The following is a 14922-nucleotide window of genomic DNA, read 5'->3' as shown; positions in this document are numbered from 1 at the left end:
TAGATCAAACCGAGTTGATAATAGGCAAAGTTTCTGTCAGTGATCAAGGTGTCGATCTTGCCTTGTTCCGTCGGATTAGTTGCCAAATAGGTCTCTGGCTTAAATCGCGGATCATCTCCAATAGAAAACCCTTCTGCAGCAACTTCTTCCTCATCTGCAGCTCCTACTGCATTTTTATCAGATCGGCGCCAGTCATCTTCCAGCTCACGATCACCCCATCGGCGTCTAAACTCTTGCTTTCCGTAGGCCACAGTAGTGGTATTGTAGAAATAGAAGGCTCCGGCTTTATCAGATTCACCGGTTCCTCCTTCAAAAAATTCGTTATCTGCGAAACCATCACCGCCGTTCTTAGCTTGGTCAATGGAATCTTGAATGGCTTGCGCACGTAGTGTATCGGTATACTCGGTAAAGTACGCCAAACGCTCCTCCGCAGTCATGTTCACCAAATTCAAAATACTGTCATTGGTTGCTGCCACAAGCTCGTATTGGATTACATCGTCTAAATTGTCACGCTTCTTCTTAAGACGTCGGTACTCCAAAGTATTCGGTCTCATTTTGACCAAAGTACTGTCGTAATAAGCACCGGCAGTCTGGTATTCTGCGCGATCAAAGAAAATAGTACCCAAGGTCACATAATTGCGCGCTTGGAGGTAATCATCTTGTTGGTTGGCCTTAATGGATTTATTGTAGTATTCCATGGCAACCTCGATACTGTCATTGCTTTGGTGATACACCCCGATCTGATGATAGATCTTATCCAAATACGGTCGGTTCTCACGATTTTCAGCCAGATCGGTCAGCAACTCTAGGAAAGCTATTTTATCTCCAGTCTCGTAGTTGAAGTTCTTTGCCTTTTCAATGTAGGCGTTGATCATATAAATTCTCGGCGTCTTTCTGTTGAGTGCAATTACCTCATCAAAAGCCATGTTTGCACTGTCTGGGAATTGTAATCTGTTGTACAATTGCCCTTGAATGTAGAGCAAGCGGCCTTTGTTTTCGTTATCTCTGGTGTACTCGGCAGCGGTTTTGATATATGGCAATGCTGCTTCTATGGTATCTAGATTGATATATGCCTGTCCGATCATCGCCGAAGCTTCTGAGAGGTCTTCATCCTCAATCTCTCCGCGCTTGATCATGCGGTTCAGATCATCAATAGCGATCTCTTCATTGTTTAGGCGGATGTTGGCTTTGGCCTTCCAGATCTTGGCTGTGTTGATCTTATCTCCGGTAGGATATTTGGAAAGCACATAGTTGAAGGCTTCCAAAGCTGGAATGAAACGCTGGTCAAAATAACGGGCTTTCCCTAAAAGGATAAAGGCTTCATCCATTTGCGGATTGCGCTCCTTTCCGTCGATGTACATCGAGTTCTTTTGGATCGCTTTAGCGGCTTTTTCTTCAGCCTTTTCAAAATTCGGGTTTTTGGATTGTCCTGGTAAACTCACATCTTCCAAGATCTCCAAACGTTCAACGGGAAGAATTTCCCAATAATTATCGCGATAGGTATCGGCAAGGGATTTACGGCCTTCGTCAAAGGCCACTTGTCCGTTGTAAAGTTTGTTGTATTCCGCGGCAACAGCATTTAAGTTTCGATTTATAAAACCGTCCTTCTTAGTGGAACAGCTCATGATGCATAAGCTGCAAATTAAAAATGCGCAGGCCCCGTAGAATCCCCGTTTGAACATGGTGTAATTTTATATCAACTAAACTGAAAAAAGCCTGTTTTAGTATGCGTTTTTCCAGAGAAGGGTAAAAATACATTTCTTTTTCAATTATTGTGGGCTTCGCCTTAAAAAATGAGGCATATCCGCAGATTCTGATGTTTCAAATTGGCAGAATCGTTCGTACTTTTGCAAAAAAATTTGCCATGGCAGACTTTCATGAACTCCAAATTGCAGCTCTAGAATCACAATCTAATACTGCTGTAAGTATAAAATTTCAAGTGCCAGCCACTTTAAGTAACGACTATCAATTTGGTGCAGGTCAATATGTTAACCTCAGCGCAATTATAGATGGAAAAGAAGTGCGCCGCGCCTACTCTATCTGTAGCTCACCCAAAAGTGGAGACCTTACCGTATTGGTCAAAAAAGTAGAAAACGGTGTCTTTTCTACCTATGCAAACACCGCATTGTCTGTTGGAGATACTCTAAAAGTAGCTACACCAGAAGGGAGGTTTGTACTACCAGAATCAAAAACTGCCAATTATTTGTTTTTTGCAGCAGGTTCCGGAATTACACCCATACTTTCCATGATTTCAGACTGTTTGGAAAACCGCCCGGACACTAAAATGGTCCTCGTCTACGGAAATAAAACCCCAGAAGGCGCTATTTTCAAAGAAGTTCTTGAAGATCTGCAAGGTCAATATCCTGATCGCTTGCAAATAGAATGGATCTACAGCCGTGGAGATGGAGACAACTATCACTTTGGGCGCATAGATCGCAGTAAGGTTGGGTTTACAGTGAATAATAAATACCAAGACACCGCTTTTGATGATGCCTTTGTGTGCGGCCCTGGTGATATGATCGATACGGTCATTGAAGCTTTGGCTGACTTTGGAATGGCGGAACAAAACATCCACTTTGAACGCTTTACTGTTTCTTCTGATGATGATGAAATTACTACGAGCGAAGTGCCTGATGGCAACGCAGCCATCACCTTTATCATCGATGATGAATCCAACACCATCACAGCACCTCACGCAGAATCCGTACTTGATAGCGCATTAAAACACGACTTGGATGCACCTTACTCTTGTCAAGGTGGAATTTGCAGCTCATGTATTGCTAGGGTTACCTCAGGAACCGTGGAAATGCGCAAAAATCAAATTCTTACGGATGCAGAAGTAGCAGAAGGTCTTGTACTTACTTGCCAAGCGCATGCTACCTCAGCACAGGTAACCATAGATTACGACGACGTTTAGTCCAACAAGCGGAGGGTCTGACGGATAATTCCGTCCAGTGTAGCTTGTTCCTGCTCTGTTTTTAAGGCGACCCGCATGCCAATGATCGCGTTGTAGATCGCCGCTGCAGTACTTTTGGGGTTAATATCGGTGCGGAGTTCGTTTTGATATTGGGCCTTTTTGATGGCCATTTCCCATGCTTTTTGCAGATCCCATTGATTTCCGCGCACGATTGCTGCTACATCCTCGTCTACGGCAGCCATTTCTGTTGCCGCATTGACAAGCATGCAGCCTCTTGGATGAAAATCATCTATGTCTTGCTCAATGATCAAACTGAAAATAGCCTCTAAAGTCTCTTTAAGGTCGGTGGCTGTTTCTATCAAATAAAGATGCCTCCCAATGATCCTTTTTCGATACTGATGTAAAGCCTGTAAATATAAATTTCTTTTGTCTCCAAAGGTGTCATAAAGACTGGATCTACTCACCCCCAAATGCTCCACCAAATCATTGGCTGAAGTTGCGTGATATCCCTTCTTCCAGAAGAGACCCACAGCAGCATCAAGCACATTCTCAACCTCAAATTGTTTGGTTCTGGCCATCAAAAAGCAATTTTTTGAAAAAACGGGGGTTTTTTGCGGTATTCCAAAGGTAGTAATTTATCGGAACATTTGTTCCAATAAATATTAACTTGCTGTTTTTCAGTTACTTGAAATCTATCTCTTTGATATCCATTAGGTGATACTGACCGAGCTTAAGAAAAGTACAAAAACAGGGGTTATGGAACGTTTGTTCCGTTATCAAAAAGGTCGGAACAAGCGTTCCGAAATTCATTAATATCTGATTATAAGCGTTTTACAGATTTTGTAGTAAAAGATCTGCAACCTGTCGCGAAGGGATGGAATTTATGGCATTTTCGTAGCCAGCGGGGTAGTTTTTGCCATAAACTGACGTTGGAATTGCGGGATACTTTTCCAGATCGGGCAACAACCAATTCCCCTCATTTTGACCAAAAGGTGCAAAGCCTAAATAGGGATGAGTAACACCCCAAATGGTGTAAACGGGTAAGCCAAAATTTGCTGCCAAATGACCGTTGCCACTATCCATGGCTAACATGCCGTCCAAATTAGAAATCAAGTCCAATTCTTGGGGAAATTTGAGCAATCCTGCGACCACCTCGATATGTTCCAAGTCCGAGGCTAATTTTAAAAGCGATTCTCTTTCAGCAGGCCCTCCAAAAAGCAGGACCTTTACCTTATTGGCGCCACTGATCTGCTGCAAAACTTCACGCATTTGAGCATCGGAATAGGTTTTAGAACCAAAAGCCGCATAAGGTGCTATTCCCAAGATCTTTCCGGTCCATCCTTGGAGCAGCTCCAAAGCCGTTTGAGGCATAACTCCCCGGTTCAAGGGAACAAATTGATTCAAATCCAAAGGGAAACCAAGCTCGCCCAATACTTCAGCATATCGCTGGTGTGAGGATTTCAACGGCTTCCAGATTTTATCGACTGGTCTGCACAGGGCTTTTTTTGCAGCGCGGTCCTTATCCATCCTTGCTCGTTTAACTCCGCTAAAGCTCATAAAAGAACGTGCCATTTTGGAACGCAATACATTATGGCAATCTGCCAAATGGGTCACGCCTTGAGCTTTTAGCTCTTTGGCTAAACTACGCATGCCTAAAATACCTTTGTGTTTTCCTCTAACCTCCGCAGCCAAAAAAGAAACATCGGGAATTGCGGCAAATATGGGTTTGTGAAACGCTTTAGAAACGACGGTGATCTTCAATTCAGGGTAGCTGGCACGTAAAACTTGGACCGCGGGAACGAGCATTGCTACATCACCCATGGCCGAAAGGCGCAAAATGGCAATATGCTGCTGTTTTTCTCCCAAAATTTAAGATTAGGCCTTATTTCTGACCGCGAAGTACTGGGTTAAGCTCGTCGTCGTTGTACATTTTCATCTGTTTGTAGACTTTCATGTACTTATCTCCGGCTTCAATATCTTCTAAAAGTTGATCAATAGCCGTAGACAGATCCACACGCTGCTCAAGCAGTACGTCCAACTTCGTTTGGCAAGCCGCACGGTGCGCATCGGTAGCGTCGGTGCGCTCGGCTTCCTCACGCATGTGGTAGATCTTTAGTGCCAAAATGGACAGGCGATCCACACCCCATGCAGGGCTTTCGGTATTGATTCGAGCGCCCTCTTTAACGGCTACATCCTTGTACTTATCCAGAAAGTAACTGTCTATGTATTCTACCATATCCGTTCGATCCTGATTGGAAGCGTCAATCTTGCGCTTTAAGGTCAAAGCTGCATCCGGATCGATGTTTGGATCGCGAATGATGTCTTCATAATGCCATTGTACCGTATCTATCCAGCATTTACGGTAGAGTAAATGAGCCAAGAGGTCCTCCTTTTCATCATAAGGATTGGAGAAAGGTTGATTCACATCGTCTGCAACGTGATACTGCTTGATAACTTCTTGGAAAATAGGGTTTGCCTTGGCAGAAAACATAGTCAAATTTTAATGCAGCAAAGATACATTAAATGACCGTTCTGGCGGCAAAGGGCAGCAAAAGAAAGGCCCACATCAGCAATTCTGTTATAGGGCGCTGCTGATTGCGTTCTGTTAAGTTCGCCAAGGCCACTCCCAGTGGAAACATCAAAAATACGAGCGAATGTGTTTGAGCTGGCTGCACTCCAAAGGCTACCAACCAAGCTACAACGGCTGCGAATACTATAAAAAGTGGGCGTTTTTTTCGGATCAGCATGATCTTTCTGTACCCCAACCAATAGGCAGGGACTACTAGAGCAGTTAGCCCCAATAAATAAGCTGCTGGCCAAGCGGTCTGTAGGGATTGCCATTCAGACAGGTCAAACTTCCAGTCTTGAAGTTGGAAATACTGGGGAAGTTGGTCATTAATAGCCCAAAATCCTGCTAAATAGATGATTCCAACTGTCAAAACAGCAAAAAAGGGCACCAGCCAATTGCGATAATCGGATCGATCAAAAAGCAATACTCCTAAAAATACCAGTAACAGAGTGCCTCCAGCCCCATACCAAGCCAAAGCCGCGATAGCAATCCAAAAAGCAGCATCAAAGAGTTTCTTTTTGACTGATTTTAGACTTTGAAGGCTAATAATTCTCCGAATTGCCATTAAAACCAATACGTGAGCAACTACACCGGTCAATTCCAATTTTGAGATAGGAATCATAGCCAGTAAGAAGGCATAGGCTACTACAACAAAGGAATTTTTTTTGGAGAGTTCGTTTTTTCTAACAATAAAATCAACCAGTAAAATGCTGAATATCAGTAGCCCTGACATTCCCAGAAACTCCAAAATTGCCCAGATGTCATAACCCCTATTGCAGGTGTAGAACCAATCCAAGGCAAAAACCAGTAGTAAATACAGGGAAACCCACAGAAAATTTAACGGTTTAGAAGTTGCGAAAATCCTTGTGAGCATCTAGAGAATTTGTAATTTTGTCAAGTAAATATAAAAATATGAGTTGGAGAGGTTTTTTTGAAGGAATTCAATCATTTTTTGAAAACGTAGCGTTTGCACCGTACGAATGGTTGCGCGCATTAGAACTTGAAAACTGGTGGTTAGCCAATACGGTAACTTGGCTCTTTATTTTAGTTGGATTTGTCGCTTTCTTTTACTGGATGAAGCAATTGCAGATCTTCAACCAAAACAACGAAGAAGACCGCAGCCAGGTTTCTCACTCATTCTTAGGATAAGTCAAAACCGATATCGGTTCTATAATACATCGTATCGAAATGTAGCTTAGCTGCATTTTGATACGATTTTTTTAGTGCCTCTTTGTAATCATCCGCCAAGGCAGTCACTGCAATAACTCGTCCTCCATTAGTCACTACTTGACCTTCTTTCTCTGCGGTACCCGCGTGAAACACTATCGCTTCTTCTACGTGCTCAATCCCTGAAATAGTTTTCCCTTTCTCATAAGCTTCTGGATAACCTCCAGAGACTAACATTACTGTAGTAGCGGCCTGAGGATTCACTGAAAAAGCTGTGCTTCCAAGCGTTTGCGTATCCGTTGCGAGTAAAAGGTCTACCAAATCCGACTCAATTCTTGGGATCACTACTTCCGTCTCCGGATCTCCCATACGGACGTTGTATTCGATCACCTTTGGATCATCTCCTACTTTGATCAAACCAATAAAAATGAATCCGCGGTAAGTCAGGTTTTCTTCTTTCAAACCATTAACGGTAGGAATAACAATTTGCTGTTCTACTTTTTCAAGGAAAGCTGCATCGGCAAATGGGACAGGAGAAACCGCTCCCATTCCGCCGGTATTGAGGCCCTTATCGCCTTCTCCAATACGCTTGTAGTCCTTAGCGTTAGGGAGGATCTTGTAATCTTTACCATCGGTCAAAACAAAAACGCTCAGCTCAATTCCATCCAAAAACTCTTCAATAACTACGGTACTGCTCGCAGCTCCAAACTTTTGGTTGGCCAACATGTTTTCTAACTCCTGTTTTGCCTCATTGATATCTTCCAGTATCAAAACTCCTTTCCCTGCTGCTAGTCCGTCTGCTTTAAGCACATAAGGAGCTTTAAGCGTCTCTAAAAACCGCTTTCCAGCCTCTAGAGTTTCAGGGGTAAAACTCTGATAGGCCGCCGTTGGAATATTGTGGCGCTGCATGAACCTCTTGGCGTAGTCCTTACTTCCTTCCAATTGCGCAGCCTCTTGTGATGGCCCAACTACAGCCACTGATTTCAACGCTTCGTCTGCTTTAAAGAAATCATAGATCCCATCAACTAAAGGTGCTTCCGGACCCACCACTACGAGCTCAATCCCTTCCTGTAAAACCAAGGATTTAATTCCCTCAAAATCGCTTACCCCTAAGGCCACATTTTTGGCAATGGCCGCGGTACCTGCGTTCCCTGGAGCAACAAATAACTGCTCACATTTAGGGCTTTGTACAATCTTGTGTGCTAAGGCGTGTTCTCTACCTCCGGAACCAATAATAAGGATGTTCATTTTTGCTGATTTTGACCGAGGGACAAAAATAATTGTTTGTAAATTGACCTACTAATTTTTCGATTTGAATTTGTTCGATTTTACACTTAAAATCAAAGGCTTTCCGCTCGCAGCAGCGCGGAAGCACTTGCGACAAACCCAATCGATTCCGGCAAAGGACAAAGGTGAGTACCAAAGAGACCAAGCGCTTAAAATAGCCAACTATCATTTAAAAAACACCGCGTTTTACCGCGGCTTAGTGGGCCGAGAAACCATTACAGATTTCTCTGAACTTCCCTTATTGACCAAGGCCGATCTGCAACAACCCTTGGCCGATAGACTCAGTAAAGATTACACTACCGGCAAGGTCTATGTTAATAAGACTTCCGGTTCTAGCGGGCACCCCTTCATTTTTGCTAAAGACAAATTTGCTCACGCACTCACTTGGGCATTCATCATGCAGCAGTTTGGGCAATACAACTTGGATTTCAACCGCTCTTATCAAGCCCGTTTTTACGGAATTCCTTTGAAATTTCCAGGTTATCAGAAAGAACGACTTAAGGATCTGCTGAGTCAACGCTACCGTTTTCCCATCTTTGATCTGCAGGAAAAGGAGCTGGAAAAAATCCTCAAACAATTCAAAAAACGCAAGTTTGAATACATCAATGGATACACGAGTTCCATTGTGCTTTTTGCCAAATTCCTGAGAGACAAAAGCCTCGTACTTACGGAGGTTTGCCCGAGTTTAAGACTGTGTTTGGTCACTTCTGAAATGCTTTTCGAATCTGACCAGGTGCTTTTAGAGACTCATTTAGGAGTTCCTGTGATCAATGAATACGGCGCCTCAGAGTTGGATTTGATTGCCTTCACTGCTCCGGATGGAAGCTTCGCGCTTAACACAGACAACCTCTTTGTTGAAGTTGTGGATGATGCCGGAAGCCCGGTGCCTATGGGCAGTCCCGGACGTTTGATCATCACCTCCCTTTACAACAAAGCGCATCCTTTTATTAGATACGATATTGGAGATCTAGGCATCATCGAGGAAGATGAAAACGGAAAACCCTTTTTAAAAGAACTCATTGGCCGTACCAACGATATTGCTCATTTACCCAGCGGTAAAACGGTTCCAGGGCTTACGTTTTACTACGTAACCAAAAGTGTCATTGAAGATTCCGGAAAAGTGAAGGAATTTGTGGTAATTCAAAAGCAGATCGATCGATTTTTGATTCGATATGTGAGTGATCAGCCGCTTTCTGAGACGGAAACGGCTACCATGGAAAAAGCTTTGGAAACCTATTTAGAACCTGGACTTCATCTGGATTTTGAACATTGCAAGACCATTGTGAGATCGGCCCGCGGGAAACTAAAACAATTCAGCAGCGAATATCATGGCTAAACACATTTGCATAGTGAGCAATTATTACCCGCCAGAAATGGGGGCGGCGGCCAATCGCATTCAAATCTTGGCGGAATCTTTGTTGGCTCGAGGTATGGAGGTTACCGTACTTTGCCCACTGCCCAACTACCCATTTGGAGCCCTCTTTGACGGCTATCCCACCAAAGGGCCCTATTCAGAAGTCATTAATGGGGTGCAAACACTACGTCTGAGCACTTTTGCAACCAAATCCACCAAACCTTGGCTGCGTTTTAAGGCCATGGGTGCTTTTGCTAAAAGTGTGAGTAAACAGCTCAACAAAGAACACCCCTATGATGCGGTGATCATTCAATGTTCTCCTTTGCTGGTCGGCTTCCGAAGTTTAAAAACGGCGAAGAAACTCAGCTTGAAAACGGTGATCAACATCTCAGACATTTGGCCATTGGCCGCTGTAGAACTGGGCGCAATGAAAAAAGGGCTCATTTACGCTTGGATGCGCATGATGGAAGTCTATATCTACAAAAACGCAAACTTGATCCTGGGCCAGTCTGAAGAGATCTTAACTCATGTTTCTAAAGAAGGTGCGGAAGCTCCTCAGCTGCTTTACAGAAACTTTCCAAGGGTTGAGGCCACCACATTGTGCAAACAGCCAGAAAAGGCCGTAAAAGTGATCTATGCGGGTCTTTTAGGGGCTGCTCAAGGAATACTTTCCGTCTGTGAGCAGATTGAATTGCCTCCACAGTGGGAATTACACATTTACGGACAAGGTAACGAGCAAGAAGCTATAGTGGATTACCTCAACAGTTCGTCCAAGTCCATCATTTATATGGGATCGCTCAGCAAAGAAGAATTACATGCCAAGTTTGCGGAATATCATCTGGCTTTGGCGCCCTTAAAGACTCGAATTTACGGTTCGGTTCCTTCTAAACTTTTTGAACTTCCTCATTTTGGGCTTCCCGTGATCTTTATGGGAACTGGTGAAGGCGCTGATGTAGTCAAAAATTATGGATTGGGATGGAGTGTAAAGGGTTCTGATTGGAAGGGTCTTAATAAACTTTTGGCTACGATGGATGAGGATAAATCAGCTTGGCCAGATCCGAAGCAATTACAACAAACTGCCCAAAAGGAATTTACTCCTGAACAACAGCTGGCTCGATTGGTTGAGCTGTTAAATCAATAGGCTTTTTCATCTCCGCGGATGGCATTGTACACGGTCTGTACAATGATCTTAAGATCCAAAAGCATGGACCAGTTTTCCAAATAGAAAATATCAAACTTCACGCGGTTGATGATGTCTTCGTCGGTCTCAACTTCTCCGCGATATCCGGTAACCTGCGCTAGGCCAGTTATTCCTGGTTTGATAAAGTGACGCACCATGAATTTGTCAATGCGCTCTGCGTACATGTGGGTGTGACTCACCATATGCGGTCTAGGACCTACTACGGACATTTCTCCCTTGAGTACATTGATGAACTGCGGCAATTCATCCACACTGGTTTTTCTAATGATACGCCCAACGCGGGTTATGCGCTGGTCCCCTCGGGTCACCTGATGCAGATCAGCCATGGGATTGGGACGCATGGATCGGAATTTATAACAGAAGAATTCTTTATAATCCAAACCATTGCGCTTTTGCTTAAAGAAAACCGGGCCTTTAGATTCCAGTTTGATAATGATTGCTAAAAGCGGAGTCAACCAAGACAGTAAACCAATGATCATAATTAGCGACAAGACAATGTCAAAGCTGCGCTTGATAAACAGATTGAAAGGCTCCAAGATGGGAATTCGTCTGAGGGACAAAACCGGTAAATAACCGTAATAGTTGTATTCCAGTTGGCGGGAGTAGATCTCTTTGTTGTCTGGAACGAACTTAAGGATCTTTAGGTTGTTGTCTGCAAAGTCAACCAAACTGCCCAGTTGGTCGTTGTCCAATTCTGCGATAGAAGAATAGATCTCATCAATATTGTTAGCTGTGATGAAGTCAAAGATATCCTGCATCTCAATGGCTTCTTTCCGCTTGAAGTCATAGGATTTGATAAGCTGATATCCGTATTCTGGATTGTCGGTAAAGAACTTGCGAAGCTGCTCCGTCTTTTGGTTCAGCCCTAAAATGATGACGTTTCTGTAGTTTCCTCCAATAAGGCGGTAGCGCTTGAGTAAGTAGTAAATGGCCAGTTTAAATGCTCCGATGACTCCGAATACTTTCGCTACATAGACCAAGACCTCTCGTGGATCCTGATCCATCTCGTTATAAATACCAAAAAAGGCAAATACCAAGAGAATAAAGAGTATCGATTGAAGCCCGATCAAGGAAAGGATCTTTACCACTTTGGTGAATCGGTAAATCTCATAAAAATTAGATTTTACAGAGAGTACGATCCAAGCCAAGGAAACAAAAACGATATAGGAATAGTAAGCCGATTGGTCACTGAAAAACCCTTGGGCCAACCAATGAATGGTTGCCAAATCTATGGCATATTGAATGGGTCTGATATAGCCCGAATATCGTCCTCGTTTAGAAAACACCATTACTTGCGAATGTGCTTAGAAAAGTCTTTGTGCTCGCTTTTAAGCAAATCCTCCAGACTCAGGTTCTTAAAATACTCATAGGTTTTGGCCATCCCTTCAGCACGGTCTACTTTAGGCTCCCAATCTAAGATCTCACGGGCCTTTGTGATGTCTGGCTGTCTTTGCAGTGGATCGTCCTTAGGCAGTGGTTTGAACACGATCTTCTGATCTGTTCCTGTCAATTTGATGATCTCCTCAGCAAAATCAAGAATAGAGATCTCGTCGGGATTCCCAATATTCACCGGCAGGGTATAATCACTCATCAACAGGCGGAACAAACCGTCGATTTGATCATTGACGTAACAAAAAGAACGGGTTTGTTGTCCGTCTCCAAATACGGTAAGGTCTTCTCCACGTAAAGCTTGACCAATAAAGGCGGGAATTACCCGACCGTCATTGAGTCGCATGCGGGGACCGTAGGTATTGAAAATACGAGCAATGCGCGTTTCCATTCCGTGAAAGCGGTGATAGGCCATTGTAATGGACTCCTGGAAGCGTTTGGCTTCGTCATAAACCCCTCTTGGACCAATAGTATTTACGTTTCCGTAGTAATCTTCACGCTGCGGATGAACCAAAGGATCTCCATACACTTCACTGGTAGAAGCAATGAGGATTCTTGCCTTTTTCTCCTTGGCTAAGCCGAGTAAATTGTGGGTCCCCAATGAGCCTACTTTTAAAGTCTGGATTGGGATCTTTAAATAATCGATCGGACTTGCCGGAGAGGCAAAATGCAAGATATAATCCAAGCGGCCCGCCACGTGCACAAAAGTGGTCACATCGTGGTGGTAAAACTCAAAGCGTTCCTTTCCAAAAAGGTGCTCGATGTTTTTGAGATCGCCCGTAATCAGGTTATCCATGGCAACCACTCTAAAGCCCTCTGCTATAAAGCGATCACACAGGTGAGAACCTAAAAATCCGGCGGCGCCAGTGATTAATACGCGTTTGGTCATTAACTGATTTCTTTTCGGCCCACCGAAATATAGTGAAATCCTTCAATAGCCATTTCATTCACGTCATACAAATTACGCCCGTCAAAGATTACAGGGTGATTCAGATTATCTTTAAGTGTATTGAGGTTTGGAGTTCTAAAAATGCTCCATTCTGTATTGATGATCAAAGCGTCCGCATTCTCAATTGCCTCGTACATAGAGTCTGCAAAGTTGATCTTATCTCCCACCTTAGCTTTCACATTTGGCATGGCCTCTGGGTCAAAAGCGGTTATGGTTGCGCCTAATTCTAATAACGCATCAATCATATAAAGTGACGGTGCTTCACGGATGTCGTCCGTTTCAGGTTTAAAAGCCAATCCCCAAAAAGCAAAATGCTTTCCAGCCACTTGATCTTTGAAGTATCGTTTGATCTTAGGCACCATAGATACCTTTTGAGCATCGTTCACTCCAATTACGGCGTCTAAGATTTCAAAGTTGTATCCAGCATCTTTCCCAGCCTTGTGTAATGCCTTTACATCCTTAGGGAAACATGATCCTCCGTACCCGATTCCAGGAAATAAAAAGCGGTTTCCAATACGAGAGTCAGATCCCATTCCGGCGCGTACCTTGTCTACATCAGCGCCCACAAGCTCGCAGTAATTAGCTACCTCATTCATAAAGGTGATCTTGGTAGCTAAGAATGAGTTTGCTGCATATTTAGTCAGCTCCGCAGACTTTTCATCCATCACAATGATCGGGTTGCCCGAACGAACAAATGGCGCATACAAGCGTTGCATCTCTTTGATCGCCTTTTCATCTGTTGCCCCAATAACGATGCGTTCTGGCTTCATGAAATCATCTACGGCAAAGCCTTCACGTAAAAATTCCGGGTTTGAAACCACAGCAAATGGAACATCTGTTTGAGCGGAGATGGTTTCTTCTACCAAATCAGCCGTTCCAACAGGTACTGTACTCTTATCTACAATGATCTTGTAGGTCTTTAATTGCTTTCCAATGTCTTCTGCCACACGAAGCACATAAGATAGATCTGCAGAACCATCTTCATCTTCTGGTGTTGGCAAAGCCAAAAATACGATGTCTGCATGGTCCAGGCCTTCGCTGAGTTCTGTAGTAAAACGCAGACGTCCAGCTTTAATATTTCGGTCAAAAATTACATCCAAATGCGGTTCGTAGATAGGAACTTCTCCGTTGCGCATTCGATTCACTTTATCCACATCGATATCCACGCAAAAAACGTCGTTGCCAGTCTCTGCCAAGCAGGTTCCTGTCACTAAACCAACGTATCCTGTTCCAATTACAGCTATCTTCATTTGCTCTTTTATTTTTTTTCGGGTTTTCCCCTGAATTTCTCGGTCAAAACTAATACAATAAACTTAAAATTGCCCACCAAATAACGTTTCCACATGCGGCCGGGTTCTTGTAAAAACCTGTAGAACCATTCCAGGCCAGATTTCTGCATCCAAAGCGGTGCGCGTTTGGTAACTCCTGCAACCACATCAAAACTACCACCCACGCCCATGATCATATTCACCGCAGCTAAAGCTTCACGGTTCTGATACAGGAAATTTTCCTTTATGGGAGATGTGATGGCCACAAACAAAATCTGTGCTCCACTGGCAGCGATATCTGCGGCGATTTGCGGCTCGTCTTGCTTAGAGAAATAGCCGTTTCGGTATCCGGCAACCAGATCCTGGCCGTATTTCTCTTTGTAGATAGAGGCCACTTTACTCACCACCTCCTCTTTGGCACCAAAGAGATAGATCTTATAGTTCTTCTGATGGGCGAGCTCCACAAGTTTCCCCATAAGATCAATTCCTGCTACGCGCTCTTTTAAAGGCTGATTTAGGAATTTAGAGGCCCAGATCACGGCCTGGCCGTCTGCGTTGATCACATCGGAATTATTTACACTTTCACGCAGCTCAGGGTCGGACTGCATCTTGACAATCTTTCCGGCGTTAACGGCAACGTGATGTATTTGCTTGCGATCTGCAATGGCCTGATCCACTAGAGCAAGGGTCTGCTCCATGTCCAGATCGTGAATCTGGGTATTTAGCATGTGGATTTTTCTGGCAGTCATGCAGTTCAATTGAGGGCTCGCCGGCAAAAATACGAAATCAGTACCAGCTGGCAGGCATAAATTTCGAGGAGT

At 43.9% G+C, this 14922-nt stretch carries 13 protein-coding genes and 1 pseudogene; 4 read left to right on the top strand and 10 right to left on the bottom strand.

Annotated features, from left to right (window positions below; all coding sequences use genetic code 11):
• Nucleotides 1–1625: pseudogene (locus tag HRT75_RS08960) on the bottom strand (hypothetical protein); the annotation flags it as partial.
• Between the two features lie 239 nt (nt 1626–1864).
• Between HRT75_RS08960 and HRT75_RS08955 the strand changes: the two are divergent.
• A complete protein-coding gene (locus HRT75_RS08955; RefSeq protein ID WP_291185427.1) occupies nt 1865–2917 on the top strand; it encodes a ferredoxin--NADP reductase in 1053 nt (350 codons plus the stop codon).
• On the opposite strand, the gene HRT75_RS08950 is transcribed toward HRT75_RS08955, so the two are convergent.
• From HRT75_RS08950 to HRT75_RS08935, 4 genes are all read right to left on the bottom strand, one after another.
• Nucleotides 2914–3495: a TetR/AcrR family transcriptional regulator gene (locus HRT75_RS08950; protein WP_291185424.1), complete on the bottom strand. Its 582-nt coding sequence runs from the start codon at nt 3493–3495 to the stop codon at nt 2914–2916. The two genes, HRT75_RS08955 and HRT75_RS08950, sit on opposite strands and share 4 nt — an antisense overlap.
• A 253-nt stretch (nt 3496–3748) precedes the next feature.
• Nucleotides 3749–4783, bottom strand: coding sequence for a glycosyltransferase family 9 protein (locus HRT75_RS08945; protein WP_291185423.1), 1035 nt, complete (start codon nt 4781–4783; stop codon nt 3749–3751).
• 16 nt (nt 4784–4799) lie between these two features.
• A complete protein-coding gene (locus HRT75_RS08940) occupies nt 4800–5408 on the bottom strand; it encodes a DUF4254 domain-containing protein (protein WP_291185420.1) in 609 nt (202 codons plus the stop codon).
• Between the two features lie 28 nt (nt 5409–5436).
• The gene (locus HRT75_RS08935) at nt 5437–6219 is read right to left on the bottom strand and encodes a hypothetical protein (protein ID WP_291185418.1); all 783 of its coding nucleotides are present in this window, start codon (nt 6217–6219) and stop codon (nt 5437–5439) included.
• Between the two features lie 179 nt (nt 6220–6398).
• On the opposite strand from HRT75_RS08935, the gene HRT75_RS08930 reads away from it, so the two are divergent.
• The gene (locus tag HRT75_RS08930) at nt 6399–6635 is read left to right on the top strand and encodes a uracil phosphoribosyltransferase (protein ID WP_087523806.1); all 237 of its coding nucleotides are present in this window, start codon (nt 6399–6401) and stop codon (nt 6633–6635) included.
• On the opposite strand, the gene purD is transcribed toward HRT75_RS08930, so the two are convergent.
• Entirely contained in the window at nt 6627–7901 is a 1275-nt protein-coding gene (gene purD / locus HRT75_RS08925; protein WP_291185413.1) for a phosphoribosylamine--glycine ligase, read from the bottom strand. The two genes, HRT75_RS08930 and purD, sit on opposite strands and share 9 nt — an antisense overlap.
• Nucleotides 7902–7965: 64 nt before the next feature.
• On the opposite strand from purD, the gene HRT75_RS08920 reads away from it, so the two are divergent.
• Entirely contained in the window at nt 7966–9276 is a 1311-nt protein-coding gene (locus tag HRT75_RS08920) for a phenylacetate--CoA ligase family protein (protein WP_291185410.1), read from the top strand.
• Entirely contained in the window at nt 9269–10435 is a 1167-nt protein-coding gene (locus HRT75_RS08915; RefSeq protein ID WP_291185407.1) for a glycosyltransferase family 4 protein, read from the top strand. The genes HRT75_RS08920 and HRT75_RS08915 overlap by 8 nt, the downstream gene beginning before the upstream one ends.
• On the opposite strand, the gene HRT75_RS08910 is transcribed toward HRT75_RS08915, so the two are convergent.
• From HRT75_RS08910 to HRT75_RS08895, 4 genes are read right to left on the bottom strand one after another with little or no spacing between them, the layout of a single operon-like run.
• Nucleotides 10429–11781 carry an undecaprenyl-phosphate glucose phosphotransferase gene (locus HRT75_RS08910; RefSeq protein ID WP_291185429.1) on the bottom strand — a complete coding sequence of 451 codons (1353 nt, stop codon included), beginning with the start codon at nt 11779–11781 and terminating at the stop codon, nt 10429–10431. The two genes, HRT75_RS08915 and HRT75_RS08910, sit on opposite strands and share 7 nt — an antisense overlap.
• 2 nt (nt 11782–11783) lie before the next feature.
• Entirely contained in the window at nt 11784–12773 is a 990-nt protein-coding gene (locus HRT75_RS08905; RefSeq protein WP_291185404.1) for a UDP-glucuronic acid decarboxylase family protein, read from the bottom strand.
• Complete coding sequence (locus tag HRT75_RS08900; RefSeq protein WP_291185402.1) at nt 12773–14083, bottom strand: UDP-glucose/GDP-mannose dehydrogenase family protein; 1311 nt, start codon at nt 14081–14083, stop codon at nt 12773–12775. The genes HRT75_RS08905 and HRT75_RS08900 overlap by 1 nt, the downstream gene beginning before the upstream one ends.
• A gap of 8 nt (nt 14084–14091) precedes the next feature.
• Entirely contained in the window at nt 14092–14850 is a 759-nt protein-coding gene (locus tag HRT75_RS08895) for a WecB/TagA/CpsF family glycosyltransferase (RefSeq protein ID WP_291185400.1), read from the bottom strand.
• Between the last annotated feature and the right edge of the window lie 72 nt (nt 14851–14922).

Origin of the sequence: Gilvibacter sp., assembly GCF_013214815.1 — a bacterium.
In the GTDB taxonomy this organism is placed as follows: domain Bacteria; phylum Bacteroidota; class Bacteroidia; order Flavobacteriales; family Flavobacteriaceae; genus Gilvibacter.
This window is presented reverse-complemented; position numbering and strand designations above follow the sequence as displayed.

What these genes read in the sequence shown, in the direction of transcription:
- HRT75_RS08895 (WP_291185400.1), bottom strand. Translation starts at nt 14,850, where the DNA reads ATGACTGCCAGAAAAATCCACATGCTAAATACCCAGATTCACGATCTG.
- HRT75_RS08905 (WP_291185404.1), bottom strand. Translation starts at nt 12,773, where the DNA reads ATGACCAAACGCGTATTAATCACTGGCGCCGCCGGATTTTTAGGTTCT.
- HRT75_RS08955 (WP_291185427.1), top strand. Translation starts at nt 1,865, where the DNA reads ATGGCAGACTTTCATGAACTCCAAATTGCAGCTCTAGAATCACAATCT.
- purD (WP_291185413.1), bottom strand. Translation starts at nt 7,901, where the DNA reads ATGAACATCCTTATTATTGGTTCCGGAGGTAGAGAACACGCCTTAGCA.
- HRT75_RS08900 (WP_291185402.1), bottom strand. Translation starts at nt 14,083, where the DNA reads ATGAAGATAGCTGTAATTGGAACAGGATACGTTGGTTTAGTGACAGGA.
- HRT75_RS08930 (WP_087523806.1), top strand. Translation starts at nt 6,399, where the DNA reads ATGAGTTGGAGAGGTTTTTTTGAAGGAATTCAATCATTTTTTGAAAAC.
- HRT75_RS08940 (WP_291185420.1), bottom strand. Translation starts at nt 5,408, where the DNA reads ATGTTTTCTGCCAAGGCAAACCCTATTTTCCAAGAAGTTATCAAGCAG.
- HRT75_RS08915 (WP_291185407.1), top strand. Translation starts at nt 9,269, where the DNA reads ATGGCTAAACACATTTGCATAGTGAGCAATTATTACCCGCCAGAAATG.
- HRT75_RS08950 (WP_291185424.1), bottom strand. Translation starts at nt 3,495, where the DNA reads ATGGCCAGAACCAAACAATTTGAGGTTGAGAATGTGCTTGATGCTGCT.
- HRT75_RS08935 (WP_291185418.1), bottom strand. Translation starts at nt 6,219, where the DNA reads ATGTCAGGGCTACTGATATTCAGCATTTTACTGGTTGATTTTATTGTT.